General features: G+C 61.5%; 18 protein-coding genes and 2 pseudogenes. 9 read left to right on the forward strand and 11 right to left on the reverse strand.

Features of this window, described 5'->3' with window-relative positions:
- Positions 1 to 3: 3 nt before the first annotated feature.
- The 7 genes from ACV229_RS26765 to ACV229_RS26795 all read right to left on the reverse strand — a co-directional run bounded on the left by ACV229_RS26765 (position 4) and on the right by ACV229_RS26795 (position 7261).
- Positions 4 to 861 carry a carbohydrate ABC transporter permease gene (locus tag ACV229_RS26765; RefSeq protein WP_448086121.1) on the reverse strand — a complete coding sequence of 286 codons (858 nt, stop codon included), beginning with the start codon at positions 859 to 861 and terminating at the stop codon, positions 4 to 6.
- Positions 851 to 1780 carry a carbohydrate ABC transporter permease gene (locus tag ACV229_RS26770; protein ID WP_448086199.1) on the reverse strand — a complete coding sequence of 310 codons (930 nt, stop codon included), beginning with the start codon at positions 1778 to 1780 and terminating at the stop codon, positions 851 to 853. Before ACV229_RS26770 ends, ACV229_RS26765 begins: the two co-directional genes overlap by 11 nt.
- A gap of 71 nt (positions 1781 to 1851) precedes the next feature.
- The gene (locus ACV229_RS26775) at positions 1852 to 3102 is read right to left on the reverse strand and encodes an ABC transporter substrate-binding protein (RefSeq protein ID WP_448086122.1); all 1251 of its coding nucleotides are present in this window, start codon (positions 3100 to 3102) and stop codon (positions 1852 to 1854) included.
- Between the two features lie 147 nt (positions 3103 to 3249).
- Positions 3250 to 4101: a fumarylacetoacetate hydrolase family protein gene (locus tag ACV229_RS26780; RefSeq protein ID WP_448086123.1), complete on the reverse strand. Its 852-nt coding sequence runs from the start codon at positions 4099 to 4101 to the stop codon at positions 3250 to 3252.
- A 34-nt stretch (positions 4102 to 4135) separates the two neighbouring features.
- A complete protein-coding gene (locus ACV229_RS26785) occupies positions 4136 to 4816 on the reverse strand; it encodes a hypothetical protein (protein WP_448086124.1) in 681 nt (226 codons plus the stop codon).
- A 22-nt stretch (positions 4817 to 4838) separates the two neighbouring features.
- Positions 4839 to 5657 (reverse strand): shikimate dehydrogenase family protein, encoded by an 819-nt coding sequence (locus ACV229_RS26790; RefSeq protein ID WP_448086125.1) that lies wholly within the window; start codon positions 5655 to 5657, stop codon positions 4839 to 4841.
- Entirely contained in the window at positions 5654 to 7261 is a 1608-nt protein-coding gene (locus ACV229_RS26795) for an acyl CoA:acetate/3-ketoacid CoA transferase (protein WP_448086126.1), read from the reverse strand. The genes ACV229_RS26790 and ACV229_RS26795 overlap by 4 nt, the downstream gene beginning before the upstream one ends.
- Before the next feature lie 297 nt (positions 7262 to 7558).
- Between ACV229_RS26795 and ACV229_RS26800 the strand changes: the two genes are divergently transcribed.
- Together ACV229_RS26800 and ACV229_RS26805 are read left to right on the forward strand one after the other, a co-directional pair.
- On the forward strand, positions 7559 to 8014 hold the full coding sequence (locus ACV229_RS26800) for a MaoC family dehydratase (RefSeq protein WP_448086127.1): 456 nt from the start codon (positions 7559 to 7561) through the stop codon (positions 8012 to 8014).
- 89 nt (positions 8015 to 8103) lie between these two features.
- The gene (locus ACV229_RS26805; protein ID WP_448086128.1) at positions 8104 to 9180 is read left to right on the forward strand and encodes a LacI family DNA-binding transcriptional regulator; all 1077 of its coding nucleotides are present in this window, start codon (positions 8104 to 8106) and stop codon (positions 9178 to 9180) included.
- Between the two features lie 2 nt (positions 9181 to 9182).
- Here the strand turns inward: ACV229_RS26805 and ACV229_RS26810 are convergent, their stop codons facing one another.
- Positions 9183 to 10058 (reverse strand): aldo/keto reductase, encoded by an 876-nt coding sequence (locus ACV229_RS26810; protein WP_448086129.1) that lies wholly within the window; start codon positions 10056 to 10058, stop codon positions 9183 to 9185.
- A gap of 239 nt (positions 10059 to 10297) precedes the next feature.
- On the opposite strand from ACV229_RS26810, the gene ACV229_RS26815 reads away from it, so the two are divergent.
- The 4 genes and pseudogenes from ACV229_RS26815 to ACV229_RS26830 all read left to right on the forward strand — a co-directional run bounded on the left by ACV229_RS26815 (position 10298) and on the right by ACV229_RS26830 (position 15846).
- Complete coding sequence (locus ACV229_RS26815) at positions 10298 to 11578, forward strand: MFS transporter (RefSeq protein ID WP_448086130.1); 1281 nt, start codon at positions 10298 to 10300, stop codon at positions 11576 to 11578.
- Positions 11579 to 11683: 105 nt separating this feature from the next.
- On the forward strand, positions 11684 to 12865 hold the full coding sequence (locus ACV229_RS26820) for a porin (RefSeq protein WP_448086200.1): 1182 nt from the start codon (positions 11684 to 11686) through the stop codon (positions 12863 to 12865).
- 227 nt (positions 12866 to 13092) lie between these two features.
- Positions 13093 to 13725 (forward strand): IS110 family transposase, encoded by a 633-nt coding sequence (locus tag ACV229_RS26825; RefSeq protein ID WP_448086131.1) that lies wholly within the window; start codon positions 13093 to 13095, stop codon positions 13723 to 13725.
- Positions 13726 to 14663: 938 nt separating this feature from the next.
- A pseudogene (locus ACV229_RS26830) lies at positions 14664 to 15846 on the forward strand (IS3 family transposase).
- Between the two features lie 39 nt (positions 15847 to 15885).
- Here the strand turns inward: ACV229_RS26830 and ACV229_RS26835 are convergent.
- Both ACV229_RS26835 and ACV229_RS26840 read right to left on the reverse strand, forming a co-directional pair.
- Positions 15886 to 16977, reverse strand: coding sequence for a HAMP domain-containing sensor histidine kinase (locus ACV229_RS26835; protein ID WP_448086132.1), 1092 nt, complete (start codon positions 16975 to 16977; stop codon positions 15886 to 15888).
- A 3-nt stretch (positions 16978 to 16980) separates the two neighbouring features.
- The gene (locus ACV229_RS26840) at positions 16981 to 17691 is read right to left on the reverse strand and encodes a response regulator (RefSeq protein WP_448086133.1); all 711 of its coding nucleotides are present in this window, start codon (positions 17689 to 17691) and stop codon (positions 16981 to 16983) included.
- A gap of 100 nt (positions 17692 to 17791) precedes the next feature.
- Here ACV229_RS26840 and ACV229_RS26845 point away from each other — a divergent pair, with 100 nt between their 5' ends.
- From ACV229_RS26845 to ACV229_RS26855, 3 genes are read left to right on the forward strand one after another with little or no spacing between them, the layout of a single operon-like run.
- On the forward strand, positions 17792 to 19312 hold the full coding sequence (locus ACV229_RS26845; RefSeq protein ID WP_448086134.1) for an efflux transporter outer membrane subunit: 1521 nt from the start codon (positions 17792 to 17794) through the stop codon (positions 19310 to 19312).
- A complete protein-coding gene (locus ACV229_RS26850) occupies positions 19309 to 20454 on the forward strand; it encodes an efflux RND transporter periplasmic adaptor subunit (RefSeq protein WP_448086135.1) in 1146 nt (381 codons plus the stop codon). Before ACV229_RS26845 ends, ACV229_RS26850 begins: the two co-directional genes overlap by 4 nt.
- Positions 20451 to 23552 carry an efflux RND transporter permease subunit gene (locus ACV229_RS26855; RefSeq protein ID WP_448086136.1) on the forward strand — a complete coding sequence of 1034 codons (3102 nt, stop codon included), beginning with the start codon at positions 20451 to 20453 and terminating at the stop codon, positions 23550 to 23552. Before ACV229_RS26850 ends, ACV229_RS26855 begins: the two co-directional genes overlap by 4 nt.
- Before the next feature lie 80 nt (positions 23553 to 23632).
- On the opposite strand, the pseudogene lptD reads toward ACV229_RS26855, so the two are convergent.
- Positions 23633 to 24181: pseudogene (lptD, locus tag ACV229_RS26860) on the reverse strand (LPS assembly protein LptD).
- Positions 24182 to 24201 lie beyond the last annotated feature (20 nt).

Consider the following 24201-nt stretch of genomic DNA (forward strand, 5'->3'; position numbering starts at 1 on the left):
CCCCTAACCTTTCACGGCACCCGCGGTGAGCCCGCGAACAAAATAGCGGCCTGCGACAACATATATGAGAAGCGTCGGAAGAGCCGCGATGATTGCTGCTGCCATATCGACGTTGTATTCCTTCGTTCCTTCCGACGTGTTGACGAGGTTGTTCAGCGCAACCGTGATCGGCATCGAGTCCGCGCCGGCAAAAACCACCCCGAACAAAAAATCATTCCAAATTTGCGTGAACTGCCAGATGAGGCACACCATCAGAATCGGAAGCGATACCGGCACCAGGATCTTCGCGAAAATTGCGAAAAACCCAGCCCCGTCGATTCGAGCTGCACGCACGAGCTCGGGTGATATCGACACGTAAAAGTTGCGGAAGAACAGCGTAGTGAACGCGATGCCGTAGATCACGTGTGCGGCTACCAGACCAGTGGTCGTGTTCGAGATGCCAAGCATTCCCTCGAGCCTGGCCATTGGCAACAGGATCGCCTGAAATGGGATAAAGCACCCGACCATCAGCATGGTGAAGATCGCGTCGGCACCGCGGAATCGCCACTGGGTCAGCACATAGCCGTTGAACGCGCCAAACATCGTCGATAAAAGCACCGCCGGGATCACCATCTTTACGGAGTTCATGAAGAACGGTTGCATGCCTTCGCAACGCACGCCGGTGCATGCCTCGCTCCACGCCTTTATCCACGGCGCAAACGTAGGATGCGCTGGTAACGTTAACAAGTTACTGGTACGCAATTGCTCAACGTCCTTGAACGATGTCGTCAACATGACATACATCGGAACCAGGAAATACAGCGCGAACAGGATGAGGACCGCGTACAGAAGCCCACGACTAATACGTGCTTTACCGTTCATTTCGAGCGCTCCTGGATTCCATATACATCAACGGAACGAGCACCGTGACAACGGTAGCGAGCATCATCATCGATGAAGCTGCACCGACGCCAAGTTGGCCTCGGTTAAACGAAAACGTGTACATGAAAATTGCCGGAAGCGACGATGACGTACCCGGCCCGCCAGCGGTCAAAGCGACCACCAGATCGAATGTCTTGATCGTGATGTGGCTCAGAATCAGCAGCACCGAGAAAAATACCGGTCTCATTCCGGGAATGATGATGCGCCGGTAGATCATCGGCAGTGTCGCCCCGTCCACTTGTGCCGCTTTGAATATTTCACCATCGACGCCACGCAACCCGGCGAGAAATAGCGCAGCGGAGAAACCGGCGGACTGCCACGCCGCCGCAGCGACCACACAGAAGATTGCTTTGTCCGGATCCGACAGCCAGTTGAAGTGCGCCCCCAGGATGCCCAGATCCACGAGCACTTTTTCAAGCCCTGTTCCCGGATTCATGATCCATTGCCATGCGGTGCCCGCGACGATTGACGACAGCGCCATCGGATACAGATAGATCGCACGCAATGCGCCTTCCAACCGAATTCTCTGATCGAGAAGAATAGCGAGAAGTAGCCCAGCGATCACGCAAATCGCAATGAAAGGGATGCCAAACCATGCAAGGTTGGCTGCCGACGTCCACCAAACGTCGTTGTGGAAAAGTTCGTCGTAGCGTCCGAATCCTGCGAACGCATAGCGCGGCAACAGACGGCTGCTTGTCAGCGATATCCAGCCCGTCAGACCGATGAAGCCATAAACGAAAACCAGGCTCAACACAACGCTCGGGGCAAGGACGAACTTGGGAACTAGCAGGTCGGCGTAAGCGCCGAATATCGATGACCGCAGCGCGGTAATGCGTGCGCGACCTGTGGAATTTTGCACCGTACCCACACTATCTCCAACTCGTGAATCGGCAGGCGGACACCGCGAAACTGGCGGTGCCCGCCATACCGTTATTTGACTTTCGCCGCTGATGCGAGCGCTTGCACGGCGCTCCTGGAGTCCTGATTCGAGTGCATGAATTTCGTCACGACGTCGGTGACGGCGCCAGCTACCGCCTCGCTTTGAGCCATGCCCTGGGCAAGGGACGGCACGATCGTGTTGGCCTTGATTGCAGCCTGCTCGTCGGCATACGAGCGCTTCGCGCAGTCGTCGAATTTATCCATCGGGATACCCTTGCGAGCCGGGATGGATCCCTTGTACAGGCTGAACTGCTCCTGGAACGCCGGGTCCATCACTGCGCGTGCGAGCACCAGCTGACCCGGCGTTGCATTCAACTGTCCGTTCTGCGCGAAGAATGCGAGCGAATCGGAGTTGAACATGAAGCTGCCCATCGTGCCGGGCCGCGGCACGCAGACATAGTCCTTTCCGGGTACCTTGCCGGCGCGCGCGAACTCGCCCTTTGCCCAGTCGGCCATGAACTGCATGCCCGCCTTGCCGTTGATCACCATCATCGTGGCCAGGTTCCAGTCACGGCCGGTCGTGCCGTTGTCGAAATAAGTGCCGATCTTCCGCACTGTGTCGAATACCTGAACCATCTTGTCGGATGTCAGCGCTTTCTGATCGAGATCGACCAGCGCCTTCTTATAGAAGTCTGCGCCCTGCGACAGAACCACGCCCTCCCACAGGTTGACGTCCTGCCAGGGCTGACCACCATGTGCGACCGGAATATAGCCGGCGGCCTTCATTTTGTCGGCGAGCGCGAAGAATTCCGGCCACGTAGTCGGCGCGGTGCCGCCGACCTTGTCGAGAACCGCCTTGTTGATGTAAAGCCAGTTCATTCTGTGAATCTCGACGGGCACCGCTACATAGTGGCCCTTGTACTTCAGATATTGGCCAACCTGGGCCGGAATCAGGGCGTCCCAGCCTTGGGCCGCACCGTCGATATTCACCAGAACGTCTTGCTCCGCCCAGTCGTGAATCGACGGGCCCTTGAGTTGCGCAGCCGACGGCGGGTGACCTGCCACGACGTTCGTCTTCAGGACGGTCAGTGCGTTCATGCCAGATCCGCCTGCCACTGCGAAGTCTTTCCATGTCACACCCTGCTTCTCGACATCTTGCTTCAGAACTGCAACCGCCTTCGATTCGCCGCCTGATGTCCACCAGTGCAGTACTTCGATCTGCTCAGAATGTGCCGAAGCGCAGATAGCACCTGCCATCAGCAGCACTGATGCACGAATCCATTTTTTTTCTTTCGTCTTCATTGCCTGTCTCCTCACATGATGTGCGGACCAATTACCGAACGAAATGAGCGCATCCGCCGGCAATCACGGTCTTCCTGCTTCGTGTGTCACCTGAGCCGACAGGAATTTGTATGGATCCGGTCGGCTCGACGTGATCTCTGCGGACGTCTATTGGTCGCTCCAACGTCCGACAATCTGCTCTTGTACGCCCAGCCCTTCGACGCTCAGCTTCATCACGTCGCCGGGTTTCAGGTATTTCTCCGGCTTCATGCCAAGGCCGACGCCAGGAGGAGTGCCGGTCGTGATCACGTCACCCGGTTCAAGCATCACGAACTCGCTGATATACGACACGAGCTTACGGATCGGAAAGATCATGTCCGAGGTCGACGAATTCTGAACTCGCTCCCCGTTGAGCTCGAGCCAGAGCGGCAAATCCTGGACGTCGCCAATCTCATCGCCCGTGACCAGCCAGGGACCGAGCGGCCCGAACGTCGGAGCCATTTTTCCCTTTACCCACTGACCACCACGTTCGAGCTGGAATGCACGTTCCGATACGTCGTTGCAGACGCAGTAGCCGGCGACGTAGTTGAGTGCGTCTTCTTCCGCGACGTTATGGGCGCGCTTTCCGATCACCAGGGCGATCTCGACTTCCCAATCGGCCTTCATCGACTTCACGGGCAACAACACGCGATCGTTAGGCCCGACGATGCACGACGGCGCCTTGTTGAATAGGATCGGCTCTGCCGGAATGGGCGCATTGGTTTCGATCGCGTGCTGCACATAATTCAGGCCGACAGCAATGAAGTTGCCGGGTCGCGCGACGCAGGAGCCATAGCGCGGATGTCCGTCGACGACGGGCAATGTAGCCACATCCAGGCTACGAACCTTCGCGATGCCGTCGTTAGCGAAGAACGCCGGGTCGAACTCGCTCACGTGCTGCGACAGGTCACGAATCCTGCCGTCCGCGTGGAGGAGGCCGGGCTTTTCCTGACCGACGTTCCCGAACCGTATCAATTTCATGATGAGTATCCGTTGTGGTGAAAATGATTCCGATTCAGCAGGCAATGCCAAGCCTGCTGATTTCCAGCGTGTAGACCTGAGGAGCGCCGGGCACACTTGCGAAGCGCTTCCAATCTGCCTCGGCAAGCTGCTGAGCCGCCATGCGCGCGCCCTCTTCGGTCGTACATTCAACCAGCACAACACGCGCGGGGACATCGAACACGCCCCCACGATATTGGGCCTCATTGGTCTTCACATTGCTTGCGTCGATGTCGGCCGAAAAGAGGTGGGCCGCAACGACATCCGGCCGCGCGAGGATTTTCGGAAAAAGGATCGATGCAACAAATTCGCCGAGACCGCCAGGTCCGCCTGACTCGACTTGCAATTGCAGCGTGACCGCATACGCGCCGTCGCTTTTCCCGTTCGTGTGCTCGATGCGGCAAAGCGATCGAGCGGTATTCCGGAAATGCTTGACGGAAGCCTGCGTCGCAGGCGTCGGATTGTTCAGTCGTTCCATATAGGCGGCTCCAGTCAACACACCAAGATCGGCCGCCTCATAAATCGTCAGCCATTCAGGATTCGCATGCGCGCCTCGATACCGGCGTCCACGCCGAAATCCTTCGATCGACAGGCGCTCCGGAATGTGCTCCTTGTTGTGCCATTCATAGAAGTCGGTTCGCCCGCTATCCACAACGTCATTCCAGATCAGAACGACGGCAGAGCCCATGATCGACATATTCAGTCATCCATAAAAATCATTACGCAGGCAGGCGAATGCCGAAAAACTCGAGAATTGCATCAACCTGACCAGAATGCATATCGATGCCCGTGACGACCGAGCATCCGTACTTCCTTGCATGCTCGATCAATGCTGTCGGCCGATCTTCCGGGCGAAGCACCACATCACCCACCAGGACACGCGCATCCAACGGGCCGATATCGGCTGGCATTCCATCCGTGTCGCGCATCCCGACTACCGATGCATTGACGATCAAGTCTTTTCCGGAGGCGTCAGCACCACCCGCGTTGACGCGACATTCGCCCGACATCTGCAAGAGTGCACGTGCGACGCTCGACGCACGCTCGCTATCGGGATCGGACACGGTAATCTCGGCAACCCCGGCGTCAATCAACGCTCCGGCAATCGCGCTTCCAGCGCCGCCGCATCCCAAAACAAGCGCCCGACGACCGCGAACAACATGGCCACTCGCCAGAATTCCACGAACAAATCCTTCGCCATCGAACATGTCACCGAACCATCGACCGTCCGGGTGACGGCGCAACGCATTGACAGCCCCGACGCGGCGCGCTCGCGGATGCACGTCGTCGGCGATCGCCAGTGCGTCGGCCTTGAAGGGGGACGTGACCAGCACGCCGTCAAGATTCCGCAACCTCAGCAATGCGGGCAACACTTCGTGGATCTCATCCCGCGCGACATGTAGCGGAACGAGTACCGCATCGAAACCCGCGTTTGCGAATTCCGCGCAGTACACCTGCGGCGATCGAACCTGTTCGATTGGATCACCCACGATCGCAAACAGCCGCGTCTTCCCAGTAATTGGCCGGACGACGCTCATTCGTGGCTCCGATACCATTCTGCGACCCGCTGCGAGCGATAACGGCGCTCCTTGCGCGAAGTCTCGCCCGCAAGCCCCATCAAGGCCGATGAAAAAATCCGACCATCCATCTCGCGCAGATCTGACGCGATCGGGGTCCGGAAATCCATCTGCCCGAAGACGTCACGTTCGACGTCGATGCCAGGCGCGATTTCGATCAACTCGAGTCCTTCCGGGCCGACACGGAACACCGCGCGCTCGGTAACGAACAGAGCGGTGTTGCCCTTCTTGTGCGCGAGCGATGCGCTGTAGCAGATCTGCTCGAGCGAGCCGACGAATTTGCGATGCCGCCCTTCCTGCACGATAGTCGTGCGACCGCCGTTCCATTGAACATCGAGACCACCGGCAGTCAGCGTACCGCTGAAAATGACGCGCTTGGCGTTCTGGCTGATGTTGATGAACCCGCCAACGCCGACGATCTTGTCGCCGAATCGGCTGACGTTGACGTTACCTTGCGCGTCCACTTCCGCGAACGACAGGAACGCGAGATCGAGGCCACCTCCGTCGTAAAAGTCGAACTGCGATGGTTGCTCGATCATGGCCGCGAAGTTTTGCGCCCCGCCCGAGTCCCGTCCGGTGATCGGGGCGCCCCCGATCAAACCCTGCTCGTTGGTCAGGATGACCGAGTCGAGCAGCCCTTCTTCCGCCGCGACCGTCGACAGGCCAGTGGATATGCCGGCACCGAGATTGCAGACCGCCGCCGGATACAGTTCCATCGCCGCACGCCGTACGATCACCTTGCGCGGCCCGAAAGGCAGCGCCTTGATCTCGCTGAGCGGCACGCGCAGTTCGCCTGCGTAGCTGGGATCGTAGTCAGTCGCATAGGTCTGCCGCTGTTCCTGCTCGACCACGACAAAATCGACCAGAATGCCGGGAATCTTGACTTGCTTGGGTGGCAGCGTGCCGCTGCGGGCCATTCGCTTCACCTGAACGATGACAATGCCGCCAGCACGACGCGTCGCTTGCGCCATCGCCATCATTTCCCCGAGCACAGCTTCCTGCTCCATCGTCACGTTGCCGTCTTCATCAGCAGTCGTGCCTCGCAGGAATGCCACGTCGATCGGGAACGGCTTGAATCTCAGCCACTCCTCGCCATCAAGGTGAAGGAGTTCGACGAGTTGCTCTTCCGTCCGCGGGCTTTGACGCGCGCCTTGCTGGCGCGGATCAACAAACGTGTTCAGGCCAGTCTTCGTGATCAGGCCCGGACGGCCGCCTGCCATTTCTCTCATCAGTTGCGAGAGCACGCCCTGCGGCAGCGTGTAAGCCTCGATTCGATCCTGCGCCGCCATTGCGAGCAATCCAGGTGAATCGATCAAGGCGCTCGTAATAGCACGCTTCAGGAGCCCGTCGTGGGCAAGATGGCAGGCGCCGAGCGACACCCGATCACCTATCCCCACGACGCTGATCGACGTCAGATCGTGCGGTTGCTGCTCACTCAGAAAGCGCTGCTCGACCGCAGCCAATAACGCCTCGGGCACGGCATGGCCACCACCCGATCCGCTGATGAGAACCGAGTCGCCCGTCCGCAGCAATGCTGCAGCTTCGTCTGAAGTAATTCGTTGCATATGAGGATTGGAACCTGGTTGTTTCGGGACCGACATCGCGGTCGGGCGATCTCAATGTAACCGGTCTCAAATTGACTTTCAAGGAGCGGTCGGATTTTTTTGTAAATCCAAGGGATAACCACTAATGACGCGCAATTTACCGGGTGTCCGCCATAAAACTATGAATCCACCCTTGTGCAAAACGATTTGTAACCGGTATTATTGATTGCAACGAGGATCATCCACTTCCTCGTTGAACCTACTGGCAGGCGCGCCGTCCGCAGCACACCTGCATCAACCGTTTCCAGGAGACAAGACATGGCCATCACTGGCGTGAAGATCGGCGACGAATATCGCTTCGCGAAGACTGTCGGCGAAGTTGATGTGACCCTGTTCGCAGGTTTGACCGGGGACTTCAGCGACACGCACATCAACGAGCAGTACATGCAGGAGAAGTCGGCCATTGGCCGCCGCATCGCACACGGTGCGCTGCTCGTCGGCTACATGTCGACAGCGTCGACGATCAGCATTGCGCACATCATTCATCGCACCGATATCGATGAATTTCCGGTATCGGCGGGCTATGACCGCATCCGGTTCATCAAGCCAGTCCTGCTGGGCGATACGGTTACCGTGATCTACCGCGTCGCGGAAATCGACGAAGAGAAACGCCGTAGCACCGCAGACATGGAGGTCATCAATCAGCGCGGCGAAGTCGTGGCAGCCGGTCGGCACCTGATGAAGTGGGCGAAGAAGCTTTCCAATAAAAGCTGACGCTTGCCAGGCAACGATGGCGACCCATCGCCCGGCCCGGATTCCAGATCGTTATAATGAGTCCCACAGCGCATTCGACCGGGCCGTGCATGGCAAAAGCAAAATCGACAATTGAAGACGCGACGGGGTTGAAGAAACCTCGATCCGCGAGCGTCACCCTGCGTGACGTCGCGAAATTTGCCGGCGTCTCGTCTGCAACGGTCTCGCGCATGATCAATCGCCCGGAGGCGGTCTCCGATGAGCTGAGAGCGCGAATCACGGCGGCAATCAGCCACCTTGGCTGGGTGCCGCACGCCGCCGCACGCGCCCTGGCAACACAGCGTACGGGCACCATCGGTGCAGTATTTCCCACTGTCTCCAACGAGCACTTCGCAACTGCGATTCAGGAGCTTCAGGAGGCGCTCGAGTCTGCGGGCTACACGTTGCTGCTCGGTTGCTCACAATACGACGTCAATCGCGAGTACAACCAGGTTCGCAACATGCTCGAGCGCGGCGTTGATGCCGTCGTTCTCGTCGGAGAATCGCACCATCCCGATCTGTATCCGTTGCTGGATCAGCGAGACGTGCCTTTCGTCAATACCTTTACGTATAGAAAAGGCAGCGAGCACCTGTGCGTCGGGGTCGACAACCACAAGGCGTTCTTCGATTTCACGACTTACCTTCTCGACCTCGGGCATCGTCGTTTCGCGATGCTGTCTCAAACCGTGGATTCGAACGATCGGGCCTGGGCGCGTCGCGAAGGCGTCCGGGACGCACTTGCCGAACGCGGGCTTGGCATATCGGCGGCACACATGGTCGAAGGCTTCTGGGGCGTCGGGGTCGGCCGGCAGCTGTTCTCGCAAGTCATGAACACGCCGCAGCCGCCGACCGTCATTATTTGCGGCAACGGCTCGTTCGCCATCGGCGCGATGCTCGAGGCGATTCGCTCCGGTTACGACATACCGAGGGAACTCAGCCTTGTCGGCTTCGACGACTTCGAGCTCATGTCGGAATTGCCGATTCCGATCACGACGGTCCGCGTGCCAAGCGCCGAAATCGGGCGCACTGCCGCGAGCATGATCCTGACCGAGCTGTCGGGAGAGCGGCGCCCGACGAGTGTCGAATGCGACGCAGAGATCGTGATCCGTGCGTCGTCCGCCCCGCCCCTGATCGAAAACGATCGGTAATCTCAGTCCACCGGACGGCCGCGCGCAGCCTCCAGGATGGCAAACCAGTCCTCTCTCGCGAGCGCGAGAGAGAGACCGTTCAGTGCATCGCGCATCGCATCCGGCCTGCGACTTCCCGTGATTAAATACGGTTCGCCCGGCAACCGGAAGACCCATGCATATGCGACCTCCAACCAGCTCGCCGCACCGGTTTTCAACTGAATGGCCTTCATCGCCCCGCGGACGCGTTTTGCGACTGGATCGACAGCAGAAAACAGGCGACCGCCACCCAACGGCGACCACACCATTGCAGACGCGTTCGCCTGCGCGAGCGTCTCGAACATTGCATCGCCCAGCGCGCCGACTTGAAACGGGGAAAATTCGATCTGATTCACGCAAAGCGGCACCGTGGCACGCAGTAGATCAAACTGTCGCGCGGAAAAATTCGATACGCCGAACGCGCGGATCTTCCCGGATGCGAGCAGGTGCTCAGCGGCACCTGCAATCTCGTCGAGGCCAACCAGCGGGTCCGGACGATGTATCAGGAAGAGATCGAGATAGTCCGTCTGGAGGCGCTTCAGCGATTGGTCGACCGCGTTGCGCAGATACCCCGCCTCCGCGTCATAGTGCTTTGTCGCCACATCATCGGGTGCGCCAGCCAGCCTGATGCCCGCCTTTCCGACGATCTGCATCTTCTTTCGCAGGCCGGGGCTCGATACCAGAGCCTGGCCAAACAGCACCTCGACCACACCCCGGCCGTAGATGTCCGCATGGTCGAATGTCGTCACCCCCAGCTCAACTGCCTCGCGAACAAACCGAGCCAGCTCCTTGGTCGTCAGCCCCCAATCAAGCACGCGCCACATTCCGGCAACGACGCGCGAGAACCGAAGCTCTGCCAACGTTTTTCCGCACGCACCCCCTTCCCCAGACATATCAGAACCTCAATTTGTAAACGGTCTCACAACCAACAACTAGCGGCCATGCTCCGAATTGTGCACCACTTTTCACCATAAATTCGCATATTTAGGTGTAATCCCTGAATTCCATCAATTCTCTCAGCTATCTGTTGATGACATTCGTGAGACCGGTTACATTGAGTCAGGCCTTCGCAGTACTCAGTTCTATGGATGGAGACACAATGCACTCGGATATCGCTTTGGATCGACAGCCCGCGCAGCCCTGGTATCGGGAGATCACCGGCGCACAATGGCGCGTACTTATCGCCGCATGGGGCGTTTGGGTCAATGACGCACTCGACTTTCTTGCCATCACGTTCGTCCTCCGTGATATTGCTCGCACCTTCAATGTTTCGCTCGATACGGCGTCACTCCTGCTGCTCGCGACCTACGGCGTTCGCTGGATCGGGGGTCTCGCGTTCGGTGGTCTGAGCGACAAGATCGGTCGCAAGATTCCGCTACTGATCACGCTGACTTGGTTCACTGCGGGTGCGGTCGCCACCGGCCTGTCGTGGGACTTCATGTCGCTCGCGAGCTTCCGGCTTTTGCTCGGCTTCGGCATGGCGCCGGGCTTCTCGCTGGGAGCAGCGATGGTCGCGGAATCGTGGCCGGAGCGCTATCGGGCAATCGGTATCGGAATTCTCGATACCGGATGGGGCGTCGGCGCAATCGGCGCCGCACTCGCCTATCAGTTCATTTACCCGACGTTCGGCTGGCGTGGCATGTTCTTCATTGGCCTCGTGCCCGCCGTCATTCTCGGCATTTTCATTGTGCTCTTCGTCCCGGAGTCCGCCGCGTGGAAGCACGCTCAAGCGAGTGCGGTACGTGTCGCAAAGAAGAATCCCGTCGCCGAACTGTTCAAGCGTTACCCGGGCCGCGTTGCCTATCTCGCGGCGCTGATGTTCGTCCTTTGCTTCGGCAATTGGCCATTCCAGGCGCTTCTTCCGACCTACCTCCGTACGCTTGACCTCCCCGCCTCGTTTGTCAGTGCCGTGGCAATGTCATCGGCAGTGGGTCAAATCTTCGGCTTCATCGCGTCCGGGTTCATCGCGGAAAGGCTCGGTCGACGCATGGCCATCTCGGTGATGATTGGTGTGGGTGCGTTGTGCGTTGCGGGACTCGTCGCGACGGCCAACCACGTGGTCGTGGCACTGGGATTTGCCTTCTCAAGCGGTTTCTTCCTGGTCGGATCGTCAGGCGTCTGGGGCACGATTCTTACAGAGAACCTCCCGCGAGATGTGCGTGCGTCGGGAGTCGGGTTTCTCTATAACTTCGGCGTAGTTGGCGGTGGCGTAGCGCCGTTTATTACGCTGTCGACGATGCGCCACCTGTCGATCTCGATGGCGTACGGAATCATCGGGTTCTCGATTGGTGCGGCAATCATCGGGGCGGTGATGCTGTACTTCGCGCGCGAGACCAAAGGCCTGGACTTGAGCGCGATTGACAAAGAGAACATTCAGTAATGTCGGTTCCCAAGTAATTGACCACAGTTCAGGGACGCGCTGCCCCTGATTTCCACAACAGAAGGAGACTTGATGAAAACACGGTCGAAGGTCGCAGCATGCTTGATGATCGGTTCCACCCTGGCCGCAGCAGATTCAATGGCCCAGAACAGCGTCACGCTGTACGGGATCGTCGACACTGGAATCGGCTACCAGTCGAGCACGGCCACACTCGGGTCAACGGCAAATGGCCATTCCTCGGTGAAGATGATTTCCGGCGTATGGGCAGGCAGCCGCTTCGGACTCAAGGGGAGCGAGGATCTCGGCGGCGGCAACAAGGCGATCTTTCAGCTCGAGGAAGGCTTCAACAGTGCCACGGGGGCAATGGCAACGAACAACCTGATGTTCAGCCGACAGGCGTTTGTCGGCCTGACCAACGCAGCGTATGGTTCACTGACATTCGGCCGCCAATACGCGTCCTATTATCAGTTGCTGTCTCCATATAGCCCGACCACTTGGCTAACGGGCTTCTACGGTGCACACCCAGGAGACCTGGATGGCCTCGACACGGATTATCGCGCGAATAATACGATCGAGTACACTTCTCCAACACTCGCCGGATTCAAGTTTGGTGGTTCGTATTCGCTCGGCGGCGTCGCAGGTAGCGTGAACCGTGGGTCGACCTGGACTGCAGCGGTTCAGTATGCAAACGGGCCATTCGGGCTCGCCGCTGGCTTCTCGCGCATCAACAACTCGACGCTGGGCGGCGGCGCCTTCGGACCGGACTCGACCACGTCGAATGCCGGCGGGCAAGCGGGTGTTTCCGCAGTCACCAACGGCTATCAAACGGCGCAAGCACAGCAGCGCTTTGCTGTTGGTGCAGGCTTCACGTTCAGCAGCCAGCTTGATATCACCGCGACTTACTCGAACGTGCAGTATCTGTCCGGCATCGGTTCGTCGTTCCGCAATGCGGCGATCTTCAACACGGGAGGAATCGCGCTGCACTGGAAGCCGGTCGTGTCGTGGGACTTCGCGACCGGTTATAGCTACACGCGGGCGACGAAGGCGAACGGTATCGCGAGTAGCGCACAATACCAGCAGTTCAATCTGTCGGAATACTACACGTTGTCGAAACGTACCGGCATTTATCTGCTTCAAGCATATCAGCGCGCGAATGGGAAGACGCTCAGTACCGACGGGCATACGATTATCGATGCCACCGCCAGCATCGGCGATGGGTTTCAAAGCACCCCGTCTTCTTCGCGCAACATGTTCGCAGTCGGAGCTGGGATCGTGCATCGCTTCTAAGGCTGAGTCTGTTTTGTGTGAACGGGCACCCGGTAGCGATGCTTCACTGCAGCCAACTCGGGGGGGTGCCCCTATGTCGTTCGTCAAGCGTTAGGGGCTGACTTGGGTTGGTAAATAGTGCCGTCGCGCAGCATGGCGAACAGGACGTCGCAGCGTCGCCGTGCCAGCGCGATGAGTGCCTGGTTGTGGCGCTTATCCAATCCGCACACCGCATCCGCAGCCTCCTGATGCGCGACCGTATCGAGCAGATCAATCAGATACGAGGCCTGCTGGCTGAATACGGTGTGGTCATCGCGCAAACACCGCTGAAAGTACGGCAGCAATTGCCCGCTATTATCGATGACGAGCACAACGAGCTCTCAGGATTGACCCGGTCAATGATGCGCGATATGTACGAACGACTTGTACTACTCGATAAGCAGATCGCGCGGTATGACGACCTGATCCATCAAGTGCACAAGGCATCCCCTTCAAGTCAGCGTCTGGAGAAGATCCGCGGTGTCGGACCGATGATCGCGACCGCCGTCATCGCTGCCGCAGGAAGTGCCTCGGAGTTCTCAAACGGCCGACAGTTCGCGGCATGGTTGGGCCTGACACCACGCCAGCACTCTTCCGGCGGCAGGGAGCGCCTGTTTGGCATCACGAAGCGCGGTAATGGGTACCTGCGGATGCTGCTAGTCCATGGCGCCAGAGCAGTCGTCCATCAGGCCGTCAAACACACGGACGCGCTATCCAAATGGATACTCGAGGTCCAGGCTAGGCGGGGAACGAACATTGCCGTCGTGGCACTTGCCAACAAGATAGCCCGAACGATCTGGGTGCTGCTGGCACGCTGTCAGGAATACGCCCCTCCGGCATGACCGTTGGGATCGTTGCACGGCTGCAGTCGCGTTACCTCTTCATTGGTTGCACAAGCGATCTGATTCAGTGGCAAACAGGTCGGACCGTCGACGACAGAACCTGCGCAGACTTAGGGCTCTCGAAGCCGTGGATATATGAAGGAGTCGTCGGGCGAACTCCATTGGGGCCAGGCACAACCGTGCCATCAACAGGCCGAATGTATATATGCAATCCAGCACCTGAGCGCTGTAGACCAGATCATTTGGCAAACGGGACGAGGCCATGGACGAGAGAAAAACGTCGTATTTCCAGGAAAGCGCCGGCTAAGGCCGCTTCCGAGAAGCCCCGATTCCGGGGCGCGCCACCGCGAACTCAAACCTCATCAAGAAGACCAAAGTTCCGGTGCAACAAGAAGTCCTCGATTTCTCGATTCGCCGAATCCGCGCATTGCGTCCGCAATTGCGTTCGCTTCCCGTAAATGCTCACCGTCTGGGTTGGTCAGCACCTTTGAGAGATCGCGCCGCCTCGCCTGTCGGGCGACGTTGACCACCTGACAATGAAGCCTGCCGAGCACGCCACGGGCCGACTGTTCTCCCCGAATCCACTCCGGCGTACATCGCTCCCCGTCTTACAAATGGCGGTGTCGGCATCCCAGACAGGCGGCGCGGCCAGTTCATCGGCGTTCGGCACGCTATTGATGACCGGATCGCTCGAAGGTACGGAGGTCGGGCGCATTTTCGGGTTCGCCAGTTTGAGAAAAAAATGACGCTGTAGTGATAATAAAGATTATCTTGCTAGCACCATTTCTGTTCAGGCTGCACGGCCTTGCATTCCGATTTGTCTGACCCTGCCTCGATTCCACGTACAGCAAGAAGTTTGATAACTCTGAGGCTAGCCCAATTTCCGTCCCGGTTTTAGTTGGAAAATTCCGGCTCTTTTTGTGTGTACGGAGAGAAGCATGTCAGAGAATCTGATACCAAGAAGGCAATACACGAAGGAATTCAAGATGGAGGCGGTACGGTTAGCCGAGAGCGTCGGTCAGCATGAGGCCGCTCGAAGGCTGGGCGTGCCGGTGGACACGTTGGGAAACTGGTGCAGTGATCAGCGCAGTGGCAACACGGAGACGGCGACAGGGCCGGCTGCCAACGCGCCGCTGTCCATCCGTCGTCCGGTCAACGATCTGGAAGCTGAGGTCATCATGCTGCGCGGAATTGGCCAGCGCGAACCTGGACATCGAGATCCTTCGAAAGGCAACGGCATACTTCGCGAAGGGGTCGCGATGAAGTATGCGTGGATCGATCAGCATCGCCACCGCTACAGCGTCAGCCGGCTGTGCCGGGTTCTGGGTGTGTCGCGCTGGGCTATTGCCAGTGGCGTGGTCGGGGGTCAAGTCGGCGAGCCCAGACCAATGTCGCGCTGGACGCCGAAGTTGTCGCCATTCATCGCGCCAGTCGCGGCGGCTATGGCCGTCCTCGTATCGTGCGGCAGTTGCGTGCTCAGGGCCGGCCGGTGAGCGCCGAACGCGTGCGTCGCAGCCTGCAACGCCAGGGGCCGCGTCCGGTCTACAAGCGTCCGTATCGGGTGACCACAGATTCGATGCATCGTCTGCCGGTGGCGCCGAATCAGTTGGATCGGCGTTTCGACGGCTGGCGGCCCAATCAGGCCTGGGTAAGTGACATCACGTTCGTGAGGACCGGCGAGGGCTGGCTGTATCTGGTAGCGATCTTGGATCTGGCCAGTCGGCGCGTCGTCGGCTGGTCGATGTCAGGGCGGATCAACGCGGATCTGGTCTGCCAGGCGTTGCGCAGCGGTTGCTGGCAACGCAAACTGCCACCGGGATTGCTACTGCACTCCGATCGCGGCAGTCAATATGGCAGTCGCGTGTACCTGAAGCTGGCCGACGTTCAAGATAAACGTCTCAATGAGCCATCGTGCCAAAGCCTGGGGCAACGCGCCGATGGAGAGCTTCTTCAAGACATTGAAGGTCGAGAGAATCTATCAGAACCACTGCGAAACGCGCGCCCAAGCCCGCCTGGATATCGTCGATTGGATCGAGCGCTATTACAATCGGCAACGCCTGCATACCTCGATCGACTACCTTACCCCCCTCCGACTACGAGGCCAGGTTGATTGCCGCATGAGTTGCTGTACGTGAAAACGAGGCAGGGTCACCGATTCCATTATCGTGGTGCTGACCTGCCCGTCGTCGCCACCCTTGGCAAACGTGCGATCACGACAAGTCCCCCTCCCTCGCGCGGCACGGCACGAATATCGCCGCCGTGCAGCGCCAGCGCACGCCGCGCGATAGCCAGCCCCAGGCCGGTACCCGGCGCCAACCGCACCGCAGCGTCAAAATGGTGCGACTCAAGACGCCGGAACGGCTCAAAAATCTCTTCGCACGATTCCATCGGTACGCCCGGTCCCCTGTCGCTCACGCTGATTTCAAGCCACCCTGCCTCGTCATCGGTTGCCTGAGACGATTTCGCCATGCACGCACGAACCTCCACCGTCGTATGCGGAGCGGTGTACTTGATGGCATTGCGCACGACGTTCTCGAATGCGCGGTAAAGCGGCTCTCCAGCGACTTCCGCCACAAAGCTGCCCGGCGCGTCCAGCGTCACGGCGCACTCTCGGGCCTGCGCCTCGAAGGCCGCGTCCTGCACGATGTCGGCCAGCAGTTCCATGACATCCACGCGTTCGCGCGCCGGGTTCATGGCGCCCGCCTCCAGTTTGTGCAGGGTCAGAAGCTCTTCAATCAGCTGGTCGAGCCGCACGGCTTCGCGCGCGATGCGCTCGGTCATTGCGGTCGCCGATTGGGGGTCTTGCTGCATGAGCCCGATCGCGGCCTGGATACGCGCCAGCGGCGACCGCAGCTCGTGCGACACGTCATGAAAAAGCTGGCGCTGCTGCATCGCGGCCTGCTGGAGACGCGCCGCCATGTCGTCGAACTCGCGTGCCAGATAAGCAAACTCATCACGGCGGGAACCAAGCGCAGGCGAGACCCGCACATCGAAACGCGACCGTGCCGCGTCACGCAGCGCCATGCTGAGATGGCGCAGCGGCTTCGACAGATACCAGGCCAGCCCGAAGGCCACCGGAAGGCCCACGGTGGCGCCCGACACCACGGGCACGAGCAGAACCCAGGGCGGCGCATCAGGCGGGTTATGTCCGCTTACATACAAATAGAAGCCGGCGCAGGCGAATGCTGCCACCATGCAGAGCCACAGCACGACGAAACTTCTCCAGAACAGGCGTCCGAGCGGCCACTGCATGGTTCAGTCCGCCAGCAGCTGGTAACCCATGCCGCGCACGCTGACGATCCACGGTTGCCCGTCGGGACGCTGCCCCAGCTTCTGGCGGATGCTGCTGATATGGACGTCGATGCGCCGGTCGAACCGTGCCAGCGGCCGGTCGAAAGCCTGCAGCGAGATATCTTCCTTGCTCACCAGCCGTCCGGCCTGACGCGCCAGGATTTCGAGCAGGCTGAATTCCGTTCCGGTCAATTCGAGCGGCTCGCCTTGCCAGGTGGCGCGCCGGCTGGCAGGCCACAGCACGAGCGAGCCTGCGTGGATCGCGCTGCCGGCGCTGGCCGCGCCCGTGCCGGACGCACGGCGCAGGATGGCACGTAGCCGGGCCACCAGTTCGCCGGGCGTGCAAGGCTTGGGGACATAGTCGTCGGCGCCCAGATTAAGGCCGGAGATGCGGTCGATGTCGTCGCCACGGGCCGTCAGCATCAGCACCGGCACGCTGCTCGCAGCGCGAATTCGGCGCAGTGCCTCGATGCCCGACAGGCGCGGCATCATCACGTCGAGCACCACGATGGCGAAGCGGCCCGACAGCGCGCGGGCCGCGCCGGTCTCGCCGTCGTGCGCCACCTCGGCGGCAAAGCCTTCGTTCGCGAGATATTGCACCAGCATTGCGGTCAGTTCGGCGTCGTCGTCGACCAGCAGCACCGACGTCGTCGAGGATCGATCGGGATTCGTCATGACGCGAGTATCTCGCAACCGGTACGGCACGACAAAGGCGCGCCGCAAAATTTACGCAACTTAACCTAGCCGTACCGCGCTGGACCATGCACTCCGGACAATGGCGCTTGCTGGCCCAGCATGGGCTTTGGAGCACGCATTGACTGGAATCAAGCAAAACCTGCGCCCCCGGGCGTGGCTGGCCGCGATCGCGAGCAGCCTCTTGACATGCGCCTGCGCATTGCAGCCGCCCTATCAGGCGCCACGGATGGTCACGGCCAACGGCTGGCACGCCGAATTGCCGCATGGCGGTAGCGTCGAGAACCTCGTCGACTGGTGGGGACGCTTCGACGACCCGGCGCTGGTGGAGCTCATCCGCCTGGCCGAGGCCGACAGCCCGACGCTCGCGAAAGCGGTCGCCCGAATCAACGATGCGCGCGCGACGGTGGTGTCCAACGGCGCGGACGCGTGGCCGGCACTGACCGGCAGCGCGTCGGTCACGCGGGAAAAATCCGCCATCGCGGTGGGCAATGCCACCGCGACGAGCCTGACGACGACGCGCAGCGGCTCGCTCGACGCTTCCTGGGAAATCGATCTGTTCGGCAAGGTGCGCTCGCAACGCGAATCCGCACAAGCGCAACTGGAAGCCCGTATCGACGACTGGCACGACGCGCGCGTTTCGCTGGCCGCCGAGGTGGCCGACGATTACGTGCAGTACCGGGCATGCCGCGTGCTTGCCCGCGCCTACCAGCAGTCGGCGGCGTCCTACGCGAAAACCGACAGCACCACGCGCGCGTCGGTCGCGGCCGGCATGACGTCGGCGTCCGACGGCTACCTCGCGCAAGCCGCCGCGGCCAGCGCCAACGCGACGGCCACGCAGCAAAACGTCACCTGCGAAGAGCTGGTCAAGTCGCTGGTCGCGCTCACGGGCGTCGACGAGCAGAAATTGCGACGCATCGTCGATCGGCCGGAGGCGCCCGACCTGCCGAAGCCGGCGGCGTTCCGCGTGACGTCCGCCCCGGCCGACCTCGTCCGCCAGCGGCCCGACCTCGCATCGTCCGAGCGCGCGCTGGCCTCCACCTATGCGTCCATCGGCAAGGCCCGCGCGGATCGTTTCCCGAGCCTGTCGCTGTCCGGCTCGATCGGGCTGTCGGCCAGCAACCTGGTCTCCCCGGTGTCCACCTGGTCGTTCGGCCCGAGCCTGTCGGTGCCGTTGTTCGATGCCGGCAAGCGCAAGGCCGCCGTGGATTCGGCGCAAGCGAGCTACGACGAGCAGCTTGCCGCCTATCGCAGCGCCGTCCGCACGGCGGTCAAGGAAGTCGAAGTGGCGCTGACCGATCTCGATGGCGCCGCACGCCGCAGCGACGATGCGCGCCGCGCCGCCGAGCAGTACGACCGCTACGAGCAGGCGATCGAAGCGAACTGGCACGCCGGTTTCGACACGCTGCTGACACTGGAACAAGCGCGCCGCTCCCGGACGAGCGCCGAGATCACGTACATCGAACTGCGGCGCGACCGTGTCCGCAGCTGGATCTCGCTCTACAAGGCCCTGGGTGGCGGCTGGACGGGCATCGATGCCGCGATGTCGGCCGCCCATGCCGCCCCCGAACCCTCCGCCACCTCGCAAGGAACCACACAGTGAAGCTGAGTCGCCGCAAGGTCGCATTGGCCACCGTCATCATCATCGCCGGAGTCGCCGCGTGGCGGCTCGCGCCCGATTCCCACGCCGCGGCCGAGACGAAGGCGGCGCCTGCCGCACTGACAGTCAGCCTGGTGGCCCCCCAGTACCTCGAATGGCCCGACACCATCGAGGCCAACGGCAACACGGCCGCGTGGCAGGAAGCGGTGATCGGCGCCGAGACGGGCAGCTTGCGCATCACCGAACTGCTGGTCGACGTGGGCAGTGAGGTCAAGCGCGGTCAACTGCTCGCAAGGCTTGCCGATGCCACGGCAACGGCGGAGCTGCGCAAGCAGGAGGCCGCCGTCGCGCAGGCACGCGCCAACCTGCAGCAGGCCGAGGCCGACGTGAAGCGTTCGAAGAGCGTCGCCGACAGCGGCGCGCTGTCGGCGCAGAAGCTCGACGAGTACCGCATCACTGAAACCGTCGACCGCGCCGCCCTGGCGTCGGCCGAAGCCGAGTTGCAGAACAAGCGTATCGCGCTGTCGCAGACTCGCATCGTCGCGGTCGACGACGGCATCGTTTCGTCGCGCTCGGCATTGCTGGGCAACGTGGTGAGCGCCGGCACGGAGCTGTTCCGGCTGGTTCGCCAGGGGCGAGTCGAATGGCAGGCGGAGGTCGACTCGCAGCAGCTCGCGCGCGTTCGTGCACAGCAGCCGGCGCGCGTGACGTTGCCGGGCGGAAAAGTGATCGACGGCACGGTGCGGCTGGTGTCGCCGACGCTGTCGACCAATACCGGTCGCGCGATCGTCTACGTTGCACTGAACGGACATGACGCCCAGCCCGGCATGTTCGCCAGCGGCTCGATCCAGCTCGGTACGGCAAAGGTACTGACACTGCCCGAATCGGCGCTGGTGCAGCGCGACGGCCGCACCGACGTGTACGTGCTGAATCGCGACGGCACGTCCGTCGCGCGGCGCACCGTAGAGGCCGGACGCCGCCACGACGGTCGCTGCGAAATCGTGTCCGGGCTCACGGCGGACATGCGCGTCGTGTCCAGCGGCGGCGGCTTCCTGTCGGACGGCACGCTCGTGAAGGTGGCGCAGCAGAAGGGGCTCGGCGGCATCGCCGCGGCAACCAGCATCGCACAACGGGGGGCGCTGTGAACGTCTCCTCCTGGTCGATCCGCAATCCCGTCCCGGTCGTGCTGTGCTTCATCCTGCTGACCGTCCTGGGCCTGCTCGGCTTCCACCGGCTGCAGGTGCAGGATTTTCCGGACATGGATCTGCCGACCATCAACATCTCCGCAGCCCTGGAAGGCGCCGCGCCGTCGCAACTGGAAAACGAGGTGGCGCGCAAGATCGAGGACAAGCTGACCTCACTGTCGAAACTGGACCACATCACGACGAAGATTACCGACGGCGCGGTCGACATCAGCGTCTCGTTCCAGCTGGAGAAGGACCCGCAGGTTGCGCTGAACGAAGTGCGCAATGCCGTCGACGGCGCGCGCGCCGACCTTCCCGCGGAAATGGCAGCCCCGACCGTGTCGAAAGTCGATGCCGCCGCCTCCGCGCTCGTCACCTACACGGCGCGCTCCACGGTGCTGGACGAACAGGACCTGTCGTGGTTCGTCGACAACGATTTGTCCAAGGCGCTGCTCGCGGTCAAGGGCATCTCCAAGGTCGAGCGGATCGGCGGCATCGACCGCGAAGTGCGGATCGACTTGAACCCGGCGCTGATGTCCGGTCTCGGGCTGACGGCCGAAACCGTCTCGACCCAGCTCAAGGCGATGCAGCGCGATCGCTCGGGGGGACAGGGCGATATCGGCAGCCAGCGGCAATCGGCGCGCACGCTGATCGGCATCGGTTCCGCACAGGACGTGGCCGCGCTGACCATCGCTACTGGCGACGGACGGCGCGTGCGTCTCGACCAGATCGCCCGCGTGTCGGACGGCGCCGCGGACCGCACCACGTATGCGTATCTGAACGGCCAACCGGTCATCGGCGTGCAGATCACGCGCGCCAAGGGCTATTCGGACGTGACCGTGCTGCACGACTTGCGCGGCGCCGTCAGCGCGTTTGCCGCCGCACATCCGCAAGTGAGTCTCGTCGAAGCCAGCAATACCGTCGCCTCCGTCGAGGAGAACTACGAAGGCTCGATGAGCATGCTGATCGAGGGTGCGGTGCTGGCGATCCTGGTGGTCTGGTGGTTCCTGCGCGATGGCCGGGCCACGCTGGTGTCGGCGGCGGCGCTGCCGCTGTCGATCATCCCGACGTTCGGCTTCATGTATCTGGCCGGGTATTCGCTGAACACTGTGACGCTGCTCGCCCTTTCGCTGGTGGTCGGCATTCTCGTCGACGACGCGATCGTCGAGATCGAAAACATCGAGCGCCATCTGCGCATGGGCAAGCCGCCGTTCCAGGCCGCGATGGAAGCCGCCGACGAGATCGGCCTCGCGGTGATCGCCACGACGTTCTCGCTGGTGGCGGTATTCCTGCCGACGGCCTTCATGGCCGGCATTCCCGGGCTCATGTTTCGGCAGTTCGGGGTGACCGCCTCGGTCGCCGTGGTGATGTCGCTGCTGGTCGCTCGCTTGCTCACGCCGATGATGGCCGCTTATCTGATGAAGACGACCATTCACGGCGAACACGACAGCCCGCTGATGACACGCTATCTGCGCTGGGTACGCGCGTGCCTCGGCAGGCGAGGCCGTACGATGGCGGCCGTCGGCGCGTTCCTGCTGGTCTCCTTCGCGATGATCGCCGCGTTGAAGACCGGCTTCATGCCGGCGCAGGACAAGTCGCAGACCCAGGTCAAGCTGGAGCTGGCGCCGGGCAGCACGCTGGAATCGAGTCGCGCGACCGTGCTTCAGGCCGAGGCGCTGATCCGGCGACTGCCCGAGGTCAAGGACGTGTTTGCGACCATCGGGCGAGCCAACGACGGCAACGGCGCGGCCGGTAGCGCCAGCACGTTGACCGATGCGCGCAGTTCGACGCTCATCGTCGATCTCGTCCCGCGCAACGAACGCAGCCTCAAGCAGTCGGCGGTGGAAGATGCGATTCGCACGCGGCTGCGCGACGTGCCCGGCGTGCAGCTATCGGTGAACAACGGCGGCAACGGCGAAAAGCTGCAGATCACGCTGGCCGGTAGCGACGCCTCTTCGCTGGAAGTCGCGGCGGCCGCGCTGGAAACGCAGTTGCGCACGCTGCGCGGCATCGGCAACGTCACGTCGAGCGCAGCGTTGCAACGCCCGGAAGTGCAGTTTCGGCCAGACCCGGCCAGGGCCGCCGCGCTCGGCTTGACGGCCGAGGCGGCAGCGGACGTCCTTCGCATCGGCACCTACGGCGACTATTCATCGTCGCTACCCAAGCTGAATCTTCCAGAACGACAAATTGCGCTGCGCGCGCGTATCGATCCGGCGTTGCGGCAGGATCTCGATGCCATCGGGCAACTTCGCGTGGCAGGCACCCATGGCAGCGTGACGCTGGCGTCGGTGGGTACGCTTTCCATCAGCAGCGGCCCGTCGCAGATCGATCGGCTCGACCGGGACCGCAACATTACGCTGTCCGTCGAGCTGAACGGGCGCACGCTCGGGGAAGTCAACCGCGAAGCGCAGCAATTGCCGGCGCTGAAGCACCTGCCGTCCGGCGTCCATCAGGTTCAGCAAGGCGAAGTGCAGCACATGGGCGAGCTGTTCGACAGCTTCGGCCTCGCCATGGCGATCGGCATCTTCTGCGTGTACGCGGTGCTCGTGCTCCTGTTTCACGATTTCCTGCAGCCGGCCACGATCCTGTGCGCGCTGCCGTTGTCGGTCGGCGGCGCACTGTTCTCGCTGCTGGTCACCCGCATGAGCTTTTCGATGCCGGCGCTGATCGGCCTGCTGATGCTGATGGGCATCGTGACCAAGAATTCGATCCTGCTGGTCGAGTATGCGGTCATCGCCCGACGCAAACGCGGCATGAGCCGGCTGGACGCGCTCATCGACGCCTGCCACAAGCGGGCCCGCCCGATCGTGATGACGACCATCGCGATGGGGGCCGGCATGTTGCCCAACGCGCTCGGCCTGGGGGCGGAGCCCAGCTTCCGCCAGCCGATGGCCATCGTCGTGATCGGCGGCCTGCTCGCTTCGACGCTCCTGAGCCTGAGCGTGATTCCGGTGGGATTTACCTATGTGGATGATTTCGAGCAGTGGCTGCGCGGCCGCTTCCCGCGCACTGCAAGCATGGAAGGCGCCGGTCTGGCAAAGGATAAGGCGACGCAATGAAAGCTTTGGAGTATTCGAGGCACACATGCTCATGAAGCAGAGCCGCGATACGCCAAATACGTGGGCGGACCGCTCACGCGTTAGTCCTGCGGCGCTGCGCGCAGGATGCGATACGGCGTATAGACGTAGTAGAGGCGCGGATCGAGCGTCTGCAGATACGCGCGGCCGAACAGGCTCACGCTGCGCTCGAAACGCAGGCCGGTGTAGAGGCTTAGCGTCGGCACGTCGACGTCGAGCCGCTTCGGCTGGCCACTCGGCGCGTCGCAGTCGATCGAAGTGAGGTAGTAGCTCGTGAAATGTCATTTCAGCTTCGGCGTGAAGAACCAGCCGAGCCGGTCGATCGAATACGCGACATACGGATCAAACACGAAGCGGCTGCCCTGCGTGGCGTCGGAAACAGGCGAGCGAAAGCGCGTCGCATCGGCCTCCATGCCGAAATCGAAGCCCGCCGGACTGTGTCGTGCATACCGCACGTTCAACTGCGGCATGCTGGCGTACATCGAATCGTCGCTGAACATCTGCCAGTGCTGAACGCGAAACTGCATGGCCCACGGGTCATGCGCGTACGTCAGCCCTGACTCCTCAAGATGAGTGATCGAGGGATTGGTCGGAAGCAGAGCCGGCGACATGAAGGCTTCGGCGCTCGCCG

The sequence above is a fragment of the Burkholderia sp. MR1-5-21 genome, assembly GCF_053427715.1.